At 63.1% G+C, this 17,305-nt stretch carries 15 protein-coding genes and 1 tRNA gene; 10 read left to right on the top strand and 6 right to left on the bottom strand.

The annotated features are described in order from the left end of the window. Positions 1-34 precede the first annotated feature (34 nt). The 4 genes from arcA to ABNP46_RS20090 all read left to right on the top strand — a co-directional run bounded on the left by arcA (position 35) and on the right by ABNP46_RS20090 (position 4,845). Positions 35-1,255, top strand: coding sequence for an arginine deiminase (gene arcA / locus ABNP46_RS20105; RefSeq protein WP_332502980.1), 1,221 nt, complete (start codon positions 35-37; stop codon positions 1,253-1,255). 60 nt (positions 1,256-1,315) lie between these two features. Further along, on the top strand, positions 1,316-2,242 hold the full coding sequence (locus ABNP46_RS20100; RefSeq protein WP_349920187.1) for a carbamate kinase: 927 nt from the start codon (positions 1,316-1,318) through the stop codon (positions 2,240-2,242). Between the two features lie 69 nt (positions 2,243-2,311). Next, complete coding sequence (gene argF / locus ABNP46_RS20095) at positions 2,312-3,316, top strand: ornithine carbamoyltransferase (RefSeq protein WP_349920186.1); 1,005 nt, start codon at positions 2,312-2,314, stop codon at positions 3,314-3,316. Positions 3,317-3,438: 122 nt separating this feature from the next. Next, entirely contained in the window at positions 3,439-4,845 is a 1,407-nt protein-coding gene (locus ABNP46_RS20090) for a YfcC family protein (RefSeq protein ID WP_349920184.1), read from the top strand. Between the two features lie 202 nt (positions 4,846-5,047). On the opposite strand, the gene ABNP46_RS20085 is transcribed toward ABNP46_RS20090, so the two are convergent. The 4 genes from ABNP46_RS20085 to ABNP46_RS20070 all read right to left on the bottom strand — a co-directional run bounded on the left by ABNP46_RS20085 (position 5,048) and on the right by ABNP46_RS20070 (position 7,957). Next, positions 5,048-5,539 (bottom strand): arginine repressor, encoded by a 492-nt coding sequence (locus ABNP46_RS20085; RefSeq protein WP_349920183.1) that lies wholly within the window; start codon positions 5,537-5,539, stop codon positions 5,048-5,050. 199 nt (positions 5,540-5,738) lie between these two features. Next, on the bottom strand, positions 5,739-6,203 hold the full coding sequence (gene pyrI, locus ABNP46_RS20080; RefSeq protein WP_349920181.1) for an aspartate carbamoyltransferase regulatory subunit: 465 nt from the start codon (positions 6,201-6,203) through the stop codon (positions 5,739-5,741). Positions 6,204-6,219: 16 nt separating this feature from the next. Beyond that, on the bottom strand, positions 6,220-7,140 hold the full coding sequence (pyrB, locus tag ABNP46_RS20075; protein WP_349920180.1) for an aspartate carbamoyltransferase: 921 nt from the start codon (positions 7,138-7,140) through the stop codon (positions 6,220-6,222). A 274-nt stretch (positions 7,141-7,414) separates the two neighbouring features. After that, entirely contained in the window at positions 7,415-7,957 is a 543-nt protein-coding gene (locus tag ABNP46_RS20070; protein WP_349920179.1) for a hypothetical protein, read from the bottom strand. A gap of 208 nt (positions 7,958-8,165) precedes the next feature. On the opposite strand from ABNP46_RS20070, the gene ABNP46_RS20065 reads away from it, so the two are divergent. The 3 genes from ABNP46_RS20065 to ABNP46_RS20055 all read left to right on the top strand — a co-directional run bounded on the left by ABNP46_RS20065 (position 8,166) and on the right by ABNP46_RS20055 (position 10,976). Next, positions 8,166-8,242: transfer RNA gene (locus ABNP46_RS20065), tRNA-Trp, on the top strand. Positions 8,243-8,563: 321 nt separating this feature from the next. After that, positions 8,564-9,934 carry a phosphatidylserine decarboxylase family protein gene (locus ABNP46_RS20060; RefSeq protein ID WP_349920178.1) on the top strand — a complete coding sequence of 457 codons (1,371 nt, stop codon included), beginning with the start codon at positions 8,564-8,566 and terminating at the stop codon, positions 9,932-9,934. A gap of 220 nt (positions 9,935-10,154) precedes the next feature. Continuing rightward, positions 10,155-10,976 (top strand): alpha/beta hydrolase, encoded by an 822-nt coding sequence (locus tag ABNP46_RS20055; protein ID WP_349920176.1) that lies wholly within the window; start codon positions 10,155-10,157, stop codon positions 10,974-10,976. A gap of 81 nt (positions 10,977-11,057) precedes the next feature. Here ABNP46_RS20055 and ABNP46_RS20050 read toward each other — a convergent pair whose 3' ends face one another. Continuing rightward, positions 11,058-11,654 carry a LysE family translocator gene (locus tag ABNP46_RS20050; protein ID WP_349920175.1) on the bottom strand — a complete coding sequence of 199 codons (597 nt, stop codon included), beginning with the start codon at positions 11,652-11,654 and terminating at the stop codon, positions 11,058-11,060. A 107-nt stretch (positions 11,655-11,761) separates the two neighbouring features. On the opposite strand from ABNP46_RS20050, the gene ABNP46_RS20045 reads away from it, so the two are divergent. Together ABNP46_RS20045 and ABNP46_RS20040 are read left to right on the top strand one after the other, a co-directional pair. Further along, positions 11,762-12,685, top strand: a complete 924-nt coding sequence (locus ABNP46_RS20045; protein WP_349920173.1) for a LysR substrate-binding domain-containing protein — start codon at positions 11,762-11,764, stop codon at positions 12,683-12,685. Positions 12,686-12,814: 129 nt separating this feature from the next. Continuing rightward, complete coding sequence (locus ABNP46_RS20040; protein WP_349920172.1) at positions 12,815-14,704, top strand: methyl-accepting chemotaxis protein; 1,890 nt, start codon at positions 12,815-12,817, stop codon at positions 14,702-14,704. Between the two features lie 189 nt (positions 14,705-14,893). Here the strand turns inward: ABNP46_RS20040 and ABNP46_RS20035 are convergent, their stop codons facing one another. Next, positions 14,894-15,796: an AraC family transcriptional regulator gene (locus ABNP46_RS20035; RefSeq protein WP_349920171.1), complete on the bottom strand. Its 903-nt coding sequence runs from the start codon at positions 15,794-15,796 to the stop codon at positions 14,894-14,896. Positions 15,797-15,936: 140 nt separating this feature from the next. On the opposite strand from ABNP46_RS20035, the gene yqhD reads away from it, so the two are divergent. Continuing rightward, positions 15,937-17,100: an alcohol dehydrogenase gene (yqhD, locus tag ABNP46_RS20030; RefSeq protein ID WP_349920169.1), complete on the top strand. Its 1,164-nt coding sequence runs from the start codon at positions 15,937-15,939 to the stop codon at positions 17,098-17,100. The last annotated feature ends 205 nt before the right edge of the window (positions 17,101-17,305 follow it).

Raw genomic sequence — 17,305 nt, 5'->3', positions numbered from 1 at the left:
ACTCGCAGGGACCACTGCTAGACGGAATATAATCATGAGCAAATTTTATGTAGGTTCTGAAGTTGGCCAATTGCGCCGTGTCATGCTGCACCGCCCCAACCTCAGTCTGAAGCGTCTGACCCCTTCCAACTGTCAGGATCTGCTGTTCGATGACGTCCTGTCCGTGGAACGCGCCGGCCAGGAGCACGACAAATTCGCTCAAGTGCTGCGCGATCAGAATGTCGAAGTCTTCCTGCTGACCAATCTGCTGGCCGAAACCCTGGATGTGCCGGAAGCCAAAGCCTGGCTGCTGCAAAACCAGGTCTCCGATTATCGCCTCGGCACCGCACTGGCCAATGACGTGCGCTGCTTCCTGGCTGACATGCCGCACCGCGAGCTGGCCCGCATCCTCTCCGGCGGCTTGACCTACTCCGAGATGCCCTACAGCGGCGTCAACATGGTCGTGGGCATGCACGCTCCGACCGACTTCATCATCGAGCCGCTGCCCAACCACCTCTTCACCCGTGACACCTCCTGCTGGGTCTACGGTGGCGTCTCCATCAACCCCATGGCCAAGGCCGCCCGTCGCCGTGAAACCAACCATGTGAAGGCCATCTACCGCTGGCACCCGCAGTTTGCCGGTCAGGACTTCATCAAGTACTTCGGTGACGAAGAGCGTGACTACGACAACTCCACCATCGAAGGGGGCGACGTCCTGGTCATCGGCCGCGGCGCCGTACTCATCGGTATGTCCGAGCGCACCACACCGCAGGGTGTCGAGCATCTGGCTCGCGGCCTGTTCAAACACGGCCAGGCCAAGCAGGTCATCGCCATGCAACTGCCGAAACACCGCAGCTGCATGCACCTGGACACCGTCATGACCCACATGGACATAGATACCTTCTCCGTCTATCCGGAAGTCATCCGCAAGGATGTGAACTGCTGGAGCCTGACTCCGGGCGGCGCCACCGGCATGAACATCAAGGAAGAAGGCTACTTCGTGACCGCCATCGAGAAGGCGCTGGGTGTGGATCAGCTGAAACTCATCACCACCGGCGGCGACACCTTCGAGGCCGAGCGTGAGCAGTGGAATGACGCCAACAACGTGCTGACCGTGCGTCCTGGCGTGGTCGTGGGTTACGAGCGCAACACCTACACCAACGAGAAATACGACAAGGCCGGCATCACTGTGCTGCCCATCCCGGGTGAAGAGCTGGGACGTGGCCGCGGCGGCGCCCGCTGCATGAGCTGCCCGATGGAACGTGACGGCATCTAACCGACGGCGTGGCGCCGGCGGAGGCTGGCGCCACACAGACTCACTTTCGAGATCAATATCATGAAAAAACCAACTGTCGTCGTCGCCCTGGGTGGCAATGCCTTGCTCCGCCGCGGTGAGCCCCTCGAAGCGGACATCCAGCGCAAGAACATCGCCACCGCTGCCAAGACCATCGCCCGCATCGCCGAGGATTACAACGTGGTGCTGGTGCACGGCAACGGCCCGCAAGTCGGTCTGCTGGCCCTGCAAAACAGTGCCTATACCAAGGTTTCTCCCTATCCCCTGGATGTGCTGGGCGCCGAGTCCCAGGGCATGATCGGCTACATGCTGATCCAGGAGCTGAAGAACCTGATGCCGAGCCGCAACGTCACCGCGCTGCTGACCCAGGTGCAGGTTGATCCCAAGGATCCCGCCTTCGCCAACCCGACCAAGTTCATCGGTCCCGTCTACGAAGAGGCGGAAGCCCGTGCCCTGGCTGCCGAGAAGCAGTGGAGCGTCAAGGCTGACGGCAAGTTCTTCCGCCGTGTGGTGCCGTCCCCGCTGCCCCAGCGCATCGTCGAAGGCGACGCCATCGAAACCCTGATCGCCCAGGGCCATCTCATCATCTGTACCGGTGGTGGTGGCATTCCGGTGACCTGGGATGGCCAGAGCCTGACCGGCATCGAAGCCGTCATCGACAAGGACATGTCTGCCGCCTACCTGGCCAAGCAGATCAAGGCCGACGCCCTGCTGATCCTGACCGACGCCGATGCCGTCTACCTGGATTGGGGCAAGCCGACCCAGCGTCCGCTGCGGATCACCAGCCCGGACGAGCTGGCTGGCGTCAAGTTCGATGCCGGTTCCATGGGGCCCAAGGTCGAAGCGTCCTGCGAATTCGTCAAGGCGACCGGCGGCATGGTCGGGATCGGTTCCCTGGAAGATGGCCTGGCCATCCTGAGGGGCGAAGCCGGCACCAATATCGTCGCCACCAATACCGTGAATGCCTGAGTCGTTGAATCACTGCGTAGTCAATAACACTGCCCACATTGGTCTGAACAAATATAGAGAGAACTCATCATGGCTTTTAATCTGCGTAACCGTAACTTCCTGAAACTGCTGGACTTCACCCCGCGCGAAATCCAATACATGATCGATCTCGCCATCGACCTGAAGAAGGCCAAATACGGTGGCTATGAGCGCAAGCACCTCACCGGCAAGAACATCGCCCTGATCTTCGAGAAGACCTCCACCCGCACCCGTTGCGCGTTTGAAGTCGCGGCCTTCGACCAGGGGGCACAAGTCTCCTACCTCGGCCCAAGCGGTTCCCAGATTGGTCACAAGGAGTCCATGAAGGATACCGCCCGCGTCCTCGGTCGCATGTATGACGGCATCGAGTACCGTGGCTTCGGTCAGGAGATCGTGGAAGAGCTGGGTGCCCATGCCGGTGTGCCGGTCTGGAACGGCCTGACCAACGAATTCCACCCGACCCAGATCCTGGCCGACTTCATGACCATGCTGGAGCACGGCAAGGGCAAGCGTCTGGACCAGATCAAGTTCGCCTACCTGGGTGACGCTCGCAACAACATGGGCAACTCCCTGATGGTCGGTGCCGCCAAGATGGGCATGGACATCCGTCTGGTTGCGCCCAAGGCCTTCTGGCCGGAAGAAGAGCTGGTCGCCCAGTGCCGCCAGATCGCCGAAGAGACCGGTGCCCGCATCCACCTGACCGAAGACGTGAAAGAGGGCGTGCTGGGTGCCGACTTCCTCTACACCGACGTCTGGGTCTCCATGGGTGAAGCGAAAGAAGCCTGGGATCAGCGCGTCAAACTGATGACCCCCTATCAGGTCAACATGGACGTCATCAACACCACCAAGAACCCGGATGTGAAGTTCATGCACTGCCTGCCGGCGTTCCACAACGACGAGACCACCATGGGCAAGGAAGTGGCCGACAAATACGGCATGAAGGGTCTGGAAGTGACCGAGGACGTGTTCGAATCCGAACACAGCATCGTATTCGACGAGGCCGAAAACCGGATGCACACCATCAAGGCAGTGATGGTTGCTACGCTGGGCGACTAAGGTCGCAGTAGTGGTGCCGGGGGGTGACCCCCGGCTTTTCGACCATGTGACAGCGGCACAATACCTCTAACCCTACACCCGCAGATTGCATGGATACCACACCCACAGAAGGAAGCTGGACCATGACCAAATTCAAGTTCCCGTCAGCCTACACGATACTGTTTGTGCTGATCGCCCTGGTGGCCGCCCTGAGCTGGATAGTCCCGGCGGGCAAATATGACATGACCATGAATGAGTCCCTCGGCAAGGAAGTACCGGTGGCCGGTACCTACAAGCTGGTGGATGCCAATCCCCAGGGGATCGTCGACGTGCTGCTGGCACCCATCGACGGCCTCTACAACCACGATACCTATGAGGCTGGCGCCATCGACGTCTCCCTCTTCATCCTGATCATCGGTGGCTTCCTTGGCATAGTGACCAAGACGGGTGCCATCGATGCCGGTATCGAGCGCGTCACCGATCGTCTGCGTGGCCGCGAGGAGTGGATGATCCCCATCCTGATGGCGCTGTTCGCCGCAGGGGGCACCATCTACGGCATGGCGGAAGAGTCCCTGCCGTTCTACACCCTGCTGGTGCCGGTGATGATGGCCGCCCGTTTTGACCCCGTGGTCGCCGCCGCCACTGTGCTGCTGGGCGCTGGTATCGGCACCCTGGGCTCCACCATCAACCCCTTCGCCACTGTGATTGCCGCCAACGCGGCGGGCATCTCCTTCACCGACGGCATCTGGCTGCGTGTCGCCATGCTGGTGGCCGGCTGGCTGCTGTGTGTGGCCTATGTGATGCGCTACGCCAAGATGGTGCGCAACGATCCGAGCAAGTCCCTGGTGGCTGACAAATGGGAAGAGAACCGTGTCCACTTCCTCGGCAACCGCAGCGACGAGATGCTGGAGTTCACCCTGACCCGCAAGATCGTGCTGGGCATCTTCGTCGCCGCCTTCGCCGTGATGATCTACGGGGTGGCCGTGCTCGGTTGGTGGATGGCGCAGATCTCCGGCGTCTTCCTGGCTGCCGCCATCATCGTCGGCGTGATCTCCCGCATGAGCGAGGAGGAGCTGACCTCCAACTTCATCGACGGTGCCCGTGACCTGCTCGGCGTGGCCCTCATCATCGGTATCGCCCGCGGTATCGTGGTGGTGATGGACAACGGCATGATCACCCACACCATCTTGCACAGTGCGGAAGGCATCGTGACCGGCCTCTCCACCGTGGTGTTCATCAACGTGATGTTTGTGCTGGAAGTGGTGCTCTCCTTCCTGGTGCCGTCCTCCTCCGGTCTGGCGGTGCTGACCATGCCGATCATGGCGCCGCTCGCCGACTTCGCCAACGTGGGTCGCGAGCTGGTAGTGACGGCCTACCAGTCTGCCTCCGGCCTGGTGAACCTGGTGACCCCGACCTCTGCCGTGGTCATGGGTGGCCTGGCAATTGCCAAGGTGCCCTATGTGCGCTGGCTGAAGTGGGTAGCCCCGCTGCTCGGCATCCTGACCGTGCTGATCGTGGTCTGCCTGAGCCTGGGTGCCATGTTGGCCTGATGGGACATACGCTAAACAACGGGAGCCACTGGCTCCCGTTTTTTTATTGCGGCTGGGGAAGGTCATGCCGGCCGGAGAGTCGGTTCGAAAGCCGGCAGGCGTGCGGTTGAGGGAGAGGGGCGGCAAGCGAGAGACGGCGCGAGCGGGCATAACAAAGGCGACCCCGGGGTCGCCTTTGTTATTTGCATGGGAGGAGAAAAACTTAGCGGGCCTGGGCCAGGGTGCGCACCACGGCGGCGTGGGCCTGGCGGGTGCGGCTGATGTGGCGGGGGGCGACCAGCACCACGTCGTTGCCGGCCACGGCTCCCAGGATCTCGGGATCGGCGTTGCGATCCAGCAGGCGAGCCACCACGGTGGCAGCCCCCGGGGTGGTGTGGACCAGCACCATCTGCTGGTTGTGAACCACGCCGCGCACCATGTCGTGGATGGAGCGGGTGCTGCCGGCGGGTTCCAGCTGCTCGTCCACTAGGGTGTAGACCTTCTTGCCGTTGGCATTCTGGGCCTTGGCCACGCCGAGGCGGCGCAGCAGGCGGGAGATGGTGGACTGGCTGATGTCGGCGAAGCCCCGGTCGGCCAGCTCGCGGCGGATCTCCTCCTGGGTGCTGTAGCAGTGCTGGCCGATGATCTGGCGACAGGCGTCCAGCTGGGCCTGGTCGGACTCGATTTCGACGGGACGGCTGAGGGTCTTGACCACGGGGATGTCCTTTGATGATGACCGGAGGCTAGGCTTCACCACTACCTTATGTCCGTTTGCTAGCAAAAAATGCTGTTGAAAAAGAATCGGGCAGCGAATGAGCGGCGTTTAGCCGTTATGGGATGGCAAATTATAACCAAAGGGGGAATAAGTGATGTGACAGGGGTCAAAAATGGGCCCCGTGGGGCCCGCTTGGCTATTAGTAACGTTCGCTGACGATGTCCTGGGTGAAGGATTTTTCGCAGTATTTGCACTTCATGCGCACCGCGCCCTTCACCTCGCGTACCCGGAAGTAGCTGTCCACCGGCTCGTTGTGGGAGATGCAGTTGGAGTTCGGGCAGTGGAACACCCCGGTGATGAACTCCGGCAGCGCCAGCTGATGCTTCTTCACCACCACGAAGTCTTCGATGATGTTGACGGTCGCCTTGGGGGCGAACAGGGCCAGCTGGTTGGCCTGCTGTTCGGTCAGCCGGGTGTGCTCGATCTTGATGAGATCCTTCTTGCCGAGGGCGCCGGATTTGAGGTTGAAACCGACGGTGATGCGCTCCTGGGTCTCGATCAGCTGGAACAGCTTGAGGATCTTGATGCCCTGGCCGGCGGGGATGTGGTCGATGACGGAGCCCTGACGGATGGCTTCGACTTGCAGTTGGTTCTTCTCGGACATGATGTTCCCCTTTCCCTTAGACGGTTTCGTTCAGTACCAGTGCCAGCAGTGCCTGGCGCGCATAGACCCCGTTCTCCGCCTGCTGGAAGTAGTAGGCGTGGGGCGTCTTGTCGACCGCGACTTCGATCTCGTCGACGCGGGGCAGGGGATGCAGGATCTTCATGGTCGGCTTGGCCCCTTCCAGGGTGGCCAATTCCAGCACGAACTTGGCGGCCATGTGCTTGTACTCGGTCTCGTCGAAGCGCTCCTTCTGGACCCGGGTCATGTAGAGGATGTCGAGCTCCGGCATCACCTCTTCCATGGTCTCGTGCACGCTGAACTGGATGCCCTTCTCTTCCAGCTCCTCGCACAGGTAGTCCGGCATCGCCAGCGCTTCCGGCGAGATGAAGAAGAAGCGGCAGTTGAACAGGCTGAGGGCCTGGGCCAGGGAGTGCACGGTGCGGCCGTATTTCAGGTCGCCGACGAAGGCGACGTTGAGGCCGTCCAGCTTGCCTTGGGTCTCATGGATGGAGAAGAGGTCCAGCAGGGTCTGGGTCGGATGCTGGTTGGAGCCGTCGCCGCCGTTGATGACGGGCACCCGGGAGAACTCGGAGGCGAGGCGGGCCGCCCCTTCCTTCGGATGACGCATCACCACGGCATCGGAGTAGGAGCCGATGATCTTGATGGAGTCCGCCAGGGTCTCCCCCTTCTTGGCGCTGGTGTTGCCCCCGTCGGCGAAGCCGATGATGTTGCCGCCGAGGCGCTGTACCGCGGTCTCGAAGGAGAGGCGGGTGCGGGTGGAGGCTTCGAAGAAGCAGCTGGCGACCAGCTTGTCTTTCAGCAGGCGGGTGTCGGGTTCGGCCTTCAACCGCTGTGCGGTGGCGACCACCAGTTCCATGTCGGACCGGGTCAGATCCGAGATGGAGATGACGTGTTTGTTATAGAGTGGATTGGTCATCGTCTGCATTCCCTTTGGCATCAATGAAGGTTTTTCGGGCACAAAAAAAAGCCCCTGAAACAGGGGCTCTTTTTAAAAACAATTGGGGATCTGTGGGTCGGGAACCGGAAACAACGGGGCCGCTCTGGTGCGTTCCACTCGTCTGCAAGGCTGCTTTTTTCATTAAAAACGGCATCGTCCTGTCCTGACCTTTTTCAAAACCGCAACGATTATAGAGTCGGTTTTTGAATTGTCAAAAATTTATTTCTGAGGCATTTTTTCGACAAAAAAACGTTTAACTGGCGCGAACGGGTCGGCAAACCCAGACCTGGTGCTCATCCTGCAACGGCAGCCCATCCTGCGCCATGCTGCGCAGATAGCCGAGTCTGTGGTGCCCCTCCAGCAGGCAGTAGGGGCCGGGCAGGGGCTGGCCATCCGGGGAGCTTGCGACGAGGGCGGGATCCAGCACTATGATGGGCTCGGTCCAGGTGCCCAGGGTCAGCATCTTCTCCCCGAGCCAGGAGCGGCGCACGTAGCGATTGTGGCGCAGCAGCTCTCCCCAGCGCTCGATCACTTCCATGTGGCGGGAATCGATGTCGGCCAGGATGCGCGCCGTGAGCCAGTGTTCGCACTGGAAGTCGTGGCTGGCGAGATCGATAAAGCTCCAGTTGGACTCGAAACCGCGCCAATGACGGTAAATCCACTGGCTCAGCACATTGGGGGGAATGAAGGGGACCGCGGGGCCGACCCGTGCCAGATAGTCGGGCAAGGGCTCGGTTTTGCTCTCGTCCCTGAAGTTGAGCGGTGCAAGTTGTTGAAGTAAGCGGTAATTGAGCATGAGCACTCTCCTCTTGCCTAGCCCTTGATCCCACCCTACCTCCATTTTGGTGGCTTTCCTACCCTGACAAGGCTGTAAATACAGCGAGTTACCCCCCGAGGCTGCCAAAATCGACGGCATCTGCTCGTGATTTGCGCAATCGCATCGAAAGTGCGAAAAAAGCCTTTACCTTTGATCCCGGCTTTGTATAATTCGCCTCGTTTGTTGCAGGGGCGTAGTTCCAATTGGTAGAACAGCGGTCTCCAAAACCGATGGTTGCGGGTTCGAGTCCTGCCGCCCCTGCCATTTTTCAGAAAGGCCAGCTCATTGAGCTGGCCTTTCGCATTTCCGTCCCGCCACTTTTCTGTGGCCAGTGCCTTGCCTCTTCTGTCCTGCTCGCTCGATCCAGAAAAAATACCCGTTATTTTTCAATTTCTTGTCTGCATGCTCCTGCGCTAGTCCCAGTCGCGCTTTCCTGCCATGTCGTTTCTGGCAGTCGTGTGCTCTTGCCCCCTGTGCTACACCACATGGGCTGCGCCACTCGGCACCATGATCCTGTCTGAGTCGGTCGCCTGCATGGATGCGCCAGCCCTAGCTGGCATTGAGGACATCGCGAGGAGAGTCATCATGAACAAGGCCGTTGAAACCCGCTTGAACAAGTCCCGCCCCGGTGGCTGGGTGCCACAGGATCAGCACCACATCGATCGCTGGATCAAGCGGTTGCAGGCATATGTGGCGCAGCAACCGCGGCCGCTGGTGGCCCCCATCGCCCAGTTGCAGGATCTGGTGAAATCCGATCCCCTGCTGCACGCCCAGGCAGATGCCATGTTCAAGGAGGCCTGGCGCCACGAGCATCTGACCCCTCTCGGGCAGATTGCGCTGAAAGATTTCGACGAATTTCTGGTCCTGCTCAACGGCATCATGACCACGGCCCCGGAAGCCTATCAGGACATCCCGAGCCAGGAGCCCTCCGGTCTCATCGGCTTCCCCATCAATGCCCTGCTGGATTGGCCCATGGCCACCCGCTCCGGCTACCTGTTCTTTGCCAACACCCTGGTCAACCAGCAGTTCAAGAAGATCCTCGGCTACTGGTCGCAGTTTCTGCAGAGCCCGGCCTCCCGCTACGTGCTGACCGAGCCGGTCAGCCGGCTGGACAAGGAGACCCTGATCGTCCCCTGGCTCGGAGAGGTGGCGCAGGCCGAGATGGTGAAGGTGGCCGGTTCGGCCCGGGGGGAGGGCAGCAATCCGACCCCGGCCCGTTTTGATGCCATCTTCCAGTGCCATCCGGCGGAGCCGTACCATGGCTTCGGCTGCTGGGATGATTTTTTCACCCGCACCTTCCGTCCCGGCGTACGGCCGGTCTCCTCTCCCGGGGATGACGGCGTCATCGTCAATGCCTGCGAGTCGGCACCGCTGCAGGTCAAGACCGGGGTGAGCCGCAGCGATCGCTTCTGGCTCAAGGGGCAGCCCTATTCCCTGGACAACATGCTCGACTTTGATGACACCGCGCCCCTGTTCGACGGCGGTACCGTCTACCAGGCCTTCCTCAGTGCCTTGAGCTATCACCGCTGGCACAGCCCGGTGAGCGGCACCATCCGCAAGGTGCGCATCGTCAACGGCACCTACTACCTGGAAAACCAGTACGAGGGCTTCCTCGACGCGGACGGGGCCGATCCCAGCGCCCCCAACAACTCCCAGCCCTTCCTCACCTCGGTGGCAACCCGGGCGCTGATCTTCATCGAGGCGGACAACCCCAGAATAGGCCTGATGTGCGTGGTGCCGGTGGGCATGGCCGAGGTGTCGAGCTGCGACATCACGGTGAAGGCGGGGGACAGGGTGAAGAAGGGGGATCAGCTCGGCATGTTCCACTTCGGCGGCTCGACCCACTGTCTGGTGTTTCGCAAGGGGGTGGAGCTGGCCTTCGACTTCCATGGCCAGACCCCGGGCCTCGACGCCATCAACCTGCGGCTCAACACCGCCATCGCCAGGGTGAAGTAGCGCCGTCCCGAACGCCATTAGGCCGCCATCTGGCGGCCTTTTTCATGGGCGAAACAGAGGGGGGTGGCATCATTCGGGGCATGACACCCTGGCCAATCGAATCAATGGCCCCATCCCCATAGCCTGAGCGAATGGTGCCGATACGCTGATCAAAATTCACCGGGCGGGCCGGGCTGGCCATAATCGGGGGCCGCCATCCGGCTCACTCACAGGAGATCCCATGTCCCCCCGCTTCACCGAATGGACCCAACCCCTGCAACTGGGGGAGGCGCGGCTCGAGATCGCCGCCATCGGCCGCCCCGGCCTGCGCGCCCCCGTCGTCTTCCTGCACGGTTTCGGCTCCACCAAGGAGGATTACGCCGATCTCGTCCACCATCCCGATTTCGAGGAGAGACCCTTCCTCGCCTGGGATGCACCGGGCTGTGGCGCCTCCACCATCGACGTCCCGGCCCGCATCGATCTGGATCTGCTGGTGCAGATTGCTGTGCGGATGACAGAGAGCAAGGGGTTCGAGCGCTTCCATCTGGTGGGTCACTCCATGGGCGGGCTGACTGCCCTGCTGCTGGCCCATCGCCATCCCGAGCGGGTGCTCAGCCTCACCAGCATCGAGGGCAACCTGGCACCGGAGGATTGCTTCCTGAGCCGCCAGGTGCACGCCCATCCGGCAGAGAGTGACGAGGCCTTCTTCGCCGACTTCATCGCGCGCACCCGCCACGGCCGGGACATGGCGAGCGCCCTTTACGCCGCCAGCCTGCAGCACAAGGTGCGTAGCGGGGCGGTGCGGCCCATCTTCCGCTCCATGGTGCAGCACAGCGATGAGGGGGATCTGCTCGGCAAGTTCCTCGCCCTGCCGTGCCCCCGGCACTTCATGTACGGGGAACAGAACGCCCATCTCTCTTATCTCGGGGCGCTGTCGCAGGCCGGAGTCAGGCTGACCGAGATCCCTCGCTGTGGCCACTTCCCCATGTATTCGAACCCGGTGCTGATGTGGTGGGCCCTTGCGGAGTTCTTCGAGGAGAGCGAGCGCTACCTCGGCCAATAGCAGGCATCGCGCACCGGACCGTTTGACGCCGCGGTCACGCTGCGTCGACCCGGTGCGCGCAACCCGGGATGGCGGGTGCGGTCAGCCCCGCAGCAGCACCAGGGCGAGCAGCAGGAAGGCGAGGGCGCTGATGCGGTTGATCCAGCGCCCGCCGCCCCCCTGCAGCCAGCGCCGCGCCTTGCGGGCCGAGAGGATGTAGCCGCCGTGGACCCCCATCATCAGCAGACAGAAACTGGAAACCAGTAGCACAAACTGTGGCAGATAGGCCCGCTGGTGGTCGATAAACTGGGGCAGTATGGATAGGAAGAAGATCAGCGCATTGGGATTCGTGAATTGCAGCATGACCCCCTCCAGAAACAGATGGCGACGGGCGGTCGGTGGCACCTCACCGAGGGGGCGGGGGACGCTGCGCCACAACTTCACCCCGAGCCAGGCCAGGTAGAGTACGCCGCCGTAGCGCACCCACTGGAAGGCGGTGGGGGAGGTGGCGATGAGCACGCCCAGGCTGGTGGCGGAGAGGATGGCCACCCCGAGCACCCCGCAGGTGAGGCCAAGCATGCCGACCAGGGCCGCCCCCAGGCCGTGGTTGAGGGCATTGGTGAGGGACTTGAGGGTGCTGGGGCCCGGGCTCAGTATGGTGAGCCCCGCCAGGGTGAGAAACATGAGGTAGAGTTGCACTGCGCTTCCTGTGCCGCGTTGCGAGAGGTGATCGCCATTGTTGTGAGGCGCCACCTATACGTAAAATCCAAAGAAAGTAACGACCCGATTCGAACAGGCTATCGACCATGATCAACTTCCGACTCGTCCGCCATCTCTGGCTGTTTCTGGCGGTGGCCGAGGAGCGCCATTTCGGCCGCGCCGCCCGCCGTCTCGGCATGACCCAGCCGCCCCTGACCGAGCAGATCAAGGTGCTGGAGCACGCCCTGCGGGTGAAGCTGTTCGATCGCACCCCCAAGGGCGTGCAGCTCACCCCTGCGGGGCAGGCCATCCTGCCCGCGGTGCGGCGGCTGGCGGATCAGCTGGAGCATCTGGAGCTGGCGGTGCGGGAGGCAGCATCGGGTCAGGTGGGATTGCTGACCATCGGGGCCATCACCTCCGCCATGCTGGATGAACTGCCGGCGGTGATCGAGCGGCTCAAGCTGAGCCACCCCGGCGTCACCGTCTCGGTGCGGGAGATAGACAGCGCCGATGCCATCCCGGCGCTGGAGAGCGGCGAACTGGATCTGGCGCTGGTGCGGCTGGCCGGGCGGGACGAGGGGAGCATCAGGGGGCGCCCCCTGAAGCAGGATCGGCTGGCGGTGGCGCTGCCTGCCACCCATCCGTTGGCGCAGGACGCGGCGGTGCCCCTCGCCGCCCTGGCGGAGGAGCCGTTCGTGTTGTTCCCCCGGGCCCTCAACCCGGCTTATTTCGATACCCTGATGGCCTGCTGCCACGAGGCGGGGTTCGCCCCCCGGGTGCTGCACGAGGCGCGCACCGTGGCCTCACAGGTTGCCTTCGTCGGCTGCGGCCAGGGGGTGGCCCTGGTGCCGGAGACCCTGCACAAGAGCGCCCCGGCCAACGTGGTGATCCGCCCCCTGGCGGGGGAGGTGCAGGTGGTCACCACGGCGCTGGCCTGGCACGGGGAGCGCCCGCCAGCCCTGCTGGATCTGCTGCTGAGTGAACTGGGAGGCGCCGGTCTGCGGCAGCAGGAGGCAGAGCCAGAAGCGTGATCGGCAGTACAGTATGCGGAAAATTATCAATAAATAGATCAGATTCACTAAAGTCCTGCCCCGTCAGCGCCGATAGTCCTACCAAGATGGAGGTATCTCTGCCTCCCGTCACCACAAGGATCTGTAGTCATGACACTCTCGTTGCGCGGCAAGCTGCTCGCGACCAGCCTGGGGGTAGTGCTGTTGATGGCGGCGTTGCTCGGCGTGGTCGCCTTCCAGACCCTCAAGTCCCGTACCCTGGAGGCCATCCGGAGCGAGGCCGTCAACTACGGTCATGCCCACGGGGTGGCCATCGGCAACTGGATGGAGGACCGCAAGCACGCGGTGGATGCCCTGGCCGCCGTCATCGCCGAGAACCCGCAGGCGACCCTGGTTCCCCATCTGCTGCAGACCCGCACCTCCGGCGGCTTCGGGCTCACCTACTTCGGTGGCAGCGACGGGCAGATGACCCGTCATGACCCTTCTCTCAACACCGCCAACTATGACCCGCGCGCCCGCCCCTGGTACCAGAACGCGGTCAAGGCGGGCAAGTTCATCGTCACCCCGCCCTATGTGAGCGTGACCATGCAGCAGATGGTGGTGACCCTGGCCGAACCCGTGCTGCATCAGGGTCAGGTGATCGGTACCGTCGGGGCGGATCTCTCCCTGGATGCCCTCATCGACGAGGTGCTGGCCATGAAGGTGCAGGGGGAGGGCTATGCCATGCTGCTGGACCGCACCGGCCTCATCGTCGGCCACCCCCAGAAGGAGCTGGCCCTCAAGCAGGTGGCCGAGCTGGCACCGGATCTCTCGGGGGCGGCCCTGACGAGCTGGAGCCAGAGCGGCGAGCTGCACCCGGCCACCATCGACGGCCGCGCCGTGCTGCTGTCGGTACAGGCGGTGCCCGGTACCGACTGGCTGCTGGCCATGGTGATGTACCAGGATGTGCTGGAGGCGCCCTTCGCCACCCTGCTGTGGCAGCTGGTGGGGCTGACACTGGTGCTCCTGCTGCTGTTCAGCGCCCTGCTCATCGCCACCTTCAACTACCTGTTCGCCGATCTCGGCCGGGTGTCGAAGGCGCTGGCCGACATCGCCCACGGGGAGGGGGATCTGACGGTGCAGATCGCCACCCGCAGCCAGGACGAGGTGGGCCAGCTCGCCCAGAGCTTCAACCAGTTCGTGGCCAGGTTGCACGGCATCGTCAGCCGCCTGCGGGAGGTGACCATCGAACTGGCGGATCAGTCCCGCGCCCAGGCCCGGGGTGCCGAGTCCCGCAGCGAGCGGGTGCGCCAGCAGCAGGACGAGATCGTGATGGTGGCCACCGCGGTGACCGAGATGGCCTCCGCCACCCAGGAGATCGCCGGCAACGCCGAGTTTGCCGCCACCACCTCCGGGGAGGCGGTGCACCTCGCGGTGGCGGGCCAGTCCCAGGTCGGCCAGAGCCAGCGCAGCATCACGAGCCTCGCCGATGAGGTCGCCGATGCCAGCCAGACCATTCATGAACTCGACGCCCATGCCCAGAAGATCAGCGGCATCCTGGCCACCATCAGCGGCATCGCCGAGCAGACCAATCTGCTGGCCCTGAACGCCGCCATCGAGGCGGCCCGGGCCGGGGAGCAGGGGCGCGGCTTTGCGGTGGTGGCGGACGAGGTGAGGGTGCTGTCGCGGCGCACCCATGACTCCACCGCCGAGATCCAGCAGATGATAGAGGCGCTGCAGCAGACCACCCGCCGTGCCGTCAGCGGCATGGAGAGCAGCCGTCAGCTGGCGGGCACCAGCGTGGAGGATGCCGAAGCGGCGAACCAGAGCCTCGGCCAGATCAACGAGGCCATCGGTACCATCAGCGACATGGCGACCCAGATTGCGGCGGCGGCGGAGGAGCAGACTTCGGTCACCGGCGAGATCAGCCGCAACACCGAGAACATCCGCCACGTCTCACAGGAGCTGGCGGAGCAGGCGCGGGAAGAAGCGAAGCAGGCGGCGACCCTCAAGGGATTGACCGAGCGACTGGAGCAGGAGATTGGCCGCTTCCGGCTCTGAACGGGGCGTCACGACGATCACAAAGGCGGCACAGGCCGCCTTTATTCATGGTGAGAATGGAAACTGCAACCGCATGCACCGGATGAATAATGGGTACTCATCCGGCCCTGTGGCGCTGCCAGAGGGACTCCGCGCATGAAAGTTAGCCACGGCCATTCGGGATCCCGGCGATGACCGTGGACAAGGAAATCACCCCTCCATGATGCGCAGTTGCCCGTCCCGAAAGCGGGAGGCCTGATCCGTGGGGGTGCTGCCGAAGAAGCGCTTGTACTCCCGGCTGAACTGGGAGCCGCTCTCGTAGCCGACCCGGGCCGCCGCCGCCCCGGCCTTGATGCCGTCGTGCAGCATCATCATCCGCGCCTTGTGCAGCCGGAACGACTTGATGTACTGCAGGGGCGAGGTGGCGGTGACCGCCTTGAAGTGGTGATGGAAGGCGGACACGCTCATGTTCACCTCCCGCGCCAGCTCCTCCATGGTCAGGGTGTCGGCGTAGCGCTGCTCGATGAGCCGCAGCACGCGGGCGATCTGCCCCATGTGGTTGTGGCGGTTGGCCAGGGCTTGCAGGGCCGGGCCGCCCCCCTCGTGCAGGGCGTAGAACAGCATCTCCCGTACCGTCTGGGGCCCCAGCACCCGGGCGTGATGGGGCTTGTCCATCAGGTCGATGAGTCGCTCGGCGGCGCAGAACATCTGCTCCGAGAGGGGCACCGCCAGCACGCCGCTCTTCTGGGGCGGCGGGGGCGGCAGATTGTCCCCCAGTTCCAGCAGCAGCTCCTGCAGGGTGGCCACGTTGATCTCCAGGGAGAAGCCGATGAGGGGCTGCTCGGGGGAGGCGAAACACTCGCACTCGCAGGGCAGGGGCAGGGTCATCAGCAGGTAATGGCTGGGATCGTAGCGAAACACCTGATCCGCCAGGTAGCCCACCTTGTGGCCCTGCAAGATCACTATCATCCGCGGCTGGTAGAGCACCGGCAGGCGGCCGTGGGGCTCGGTGGTGTAGATGAGATTGACCTGGGAGACCGGGGAGGGAGTGATGCCCGGGGCCGCCACGTGGCGGGTCAGCCGGGCGGCGAGGTCGGCGTAGCGGTCGGACATAGGTACTCCAGGTAAATTTCAATGTTTGCAGAAATAGGCAAGCAATCTGCAGAATGTTGCCTTGATGGTAAGGTCTGACTGTAGAAAAATGCAATCATCATTTTGCGGCCAGGCCGCGCAGCCATCCAGAGGTAATCCCAATGTACAACTTCACTCTGCACACTCCGACCAAGGTGTTGTTCGGCAAGGGCCAGGTCGCCCATCTGCGCGAGCAGCTCCCCCAGGACGCCCGCATCCTCATCACCTACGGTGGTGGCAGCGTGGTGCGCAGCGGCCTGCTGGCCCAGATCAAGCAGGATCTGGCGGGCATGACCCTGTTCGAATTCGGCGGCATCGAGCCGAACCCCACCTATGAGACCCTGATGGGCGCCGTCGAGCTGGCCCGCGCCGAGAAGGTCGACTTCCTGCTGGCGGTCGGTGGTGGCTCCGTGCTGGACGGCACCAAGTTCATCGCCGCCGCCGCCCACTACGATCTGGCCAAAGACCCCTGGCACATCCTCGAGACCGTTGGCGGTGAGGTGGCTTCCGCCATCCCCCTCGGCGCCGTGCTGACCCTGCCGGCCACCGGCTCCGAGATGAACATGGGCGCCGTCATCACCCGCAAGAGCAGTGGTGACAAGCAGCACTTCTTCTCCCCCTTCGTGATGCCGCGCTTCGCCGTGCTGGATCCCGTGCTGACCTATACCCTGCCGGCCCGTCAGGTCGCCAACGGCGTGGTGGATGCCTTCATCCACACCCTGGAGCAGTACCTCACCTTCCCGGTCGACGCCAAGGTGCAGGATCGCTTCGCCGAAGGCCTGCTGCTGACCCTGGCCGAGGAAGGTCCCAAGGCGCTGGTGGAGCCGGAAAACTACGACGTGCGTGCCAACATCATGTGGAGCGCCACCCTGGCCCTGAACGGCCTGATCGGTGCCGGCGTGCCGCAAGACTGGGCGACCCACATGCTGGGCCACGAGATCACCGCCCTGCACGGCCTGGATCACGCCCAGACCCTGGCGGTAGTGCTGCCGGCCCTGCTGCAGGCCAAGCGTGAGCAGAAACATGCCAAGCTGCTGCAATACGCCGAGCGAGTCTGGGATCTGCGCAGTGGCACCGAGGAAGAGCGCATCGACGGCGCCATCAAAGCCACCCGCGACTTCTTCGAGCGGATGGGGATCAAGACCCGCCTGCGGGACTATGGTCTGGCGGATGCGGGCATCGATACCCTGCTGGCCAAGCTGGAAGAGCACGGCATGACCAGCCTGGGTGAGCACGGCGACATCGATCTTGCCCAGAGCAAGCATATTTATGAGGCTGCCTGGTAAGCGGCGCCCAGCTACTGCCAGTGCCACTCGGCTATGTATAGCGGGGCCCTTCCTCAGCCTGTGGGCGGGGAAGCGGCCCCGTTCTCGTTACAAAACGGTTACTTTTTTCCGCTTCGTCTCATCCCATGCGCCAACGGCAGATTTCGTAAGAACAAAAAACGCTAAGATAGAGGGCCGGTTAAACATTTTTTTTGACTGGTTGGAT

Origin of the sequence: Aeromonas veronii (assembly GCF_040215105.1) — a bacterium.
Classification (GTDB): Bacteria; Pseudomonadota; Gammaproteobacteria; order Enterobacterales; family Aeromonadaceae; genus Aeromonas; species Aeromonas veronii_G.
The sequence above is the reverse complement of the archived record's forward strand: the minus strand, read 5'-3'. Positions and strand labels throughout refer to the sequence as shown.

Excerpts from the sequence above, each read along its gene's own strand:
- arcA (WP_332502980.1), top strand. The coding sequence starts at position 35 with ATGAGCAAATTTTATGTAGGTTCTGAAGTTGGCCAATTGCGCCGTGTC.
- ABNP46_RS20100 (WP_349920187.1), top strand. The coding sequence starts at position 1,316 with ATGAAAAAACCAACTGTCGTCGTCGCCCTGGGTGGCAATGCCTTGCTC.
- argF (WP_349920186.1), top strand. The coding sequence starts at position 2,312 with ATGGCTTTTAATCTGCGTAACCGTAACTTCCTGAAACTGCTGGACTTC.
- ABNP46_RS20090 (WP_349920184.1), top strand. The coding sequence starts at position 3,439 with ATGACCAAATTCAAGTTCCCGTCAGCCTACACGATACTGTTTGTGCTG.
- pyrI (WP_349920181.1), bottom strand. The coding sequence starts at position 6,203 with ATGTCCGAGAAGAACCAACTGCAAGTCGAAGCCATCCGTCAGGGCTCC.
- pyrB (WP_349920180.1), bottom strand. The coding sequence starts at position 7,140 with ATGACCAATCCACTCTATAACAAACACGTCATCTCCATCTCGGATCTG.
- ABNP46_RS20070 (WP_349920179.1), bottom strand. The coding sequence starts at position 7,957 with ATGCTCAATTACCGCTTACTTCAACAACTTGCACCGCTCAACTTCAGG.
- ABNP46_RS20060 (WP_349920178.1), top strand. The coding sequence starts at position 8,564 with ATGAACAAGGCCGTTGAAACCCGCTTGAACAAGTCCCGCCCCGGTGGC.
- ABNP46_RS20055 (WP_349920176.1), top strand. The coding sequence starts at position 10,155 with ATGTCCCCCCGCTTCACCGAATGGACCCAACCCCTGCAACTGGGGGAG.
- ABNP46_RS20045 (WP_349920173.1), top strand. The coding sequence starts at position 11,762 with ATGATCAACTTCCGACTCGTCCGCCATCTCTGGCTGTTTCTGGCGGTG.
- ABNP46_RS20040 (WP_349920172.1), top strand. The coding sequence starts at position 12,815 with ATGACACTCTCGTTGCGCGGCAAGCTGCTCGCGACCAGCCTGGGGGTA.
- ABNP46_RS20035 (WP_349920171.1), bottom strand. The coding sequence starts at position 15,796 with ATGTCCGACCGCTACGCCGACCTCGCCGCCCGGCTGACCCGCCACGTG.
- yqhD (WP_349920169.1), top strand. The coding sequence starts at position 15,937 with ATGTACAACTTCACTCTGCACACTCCGACCAAGGTGTTGTTCGGCAAG.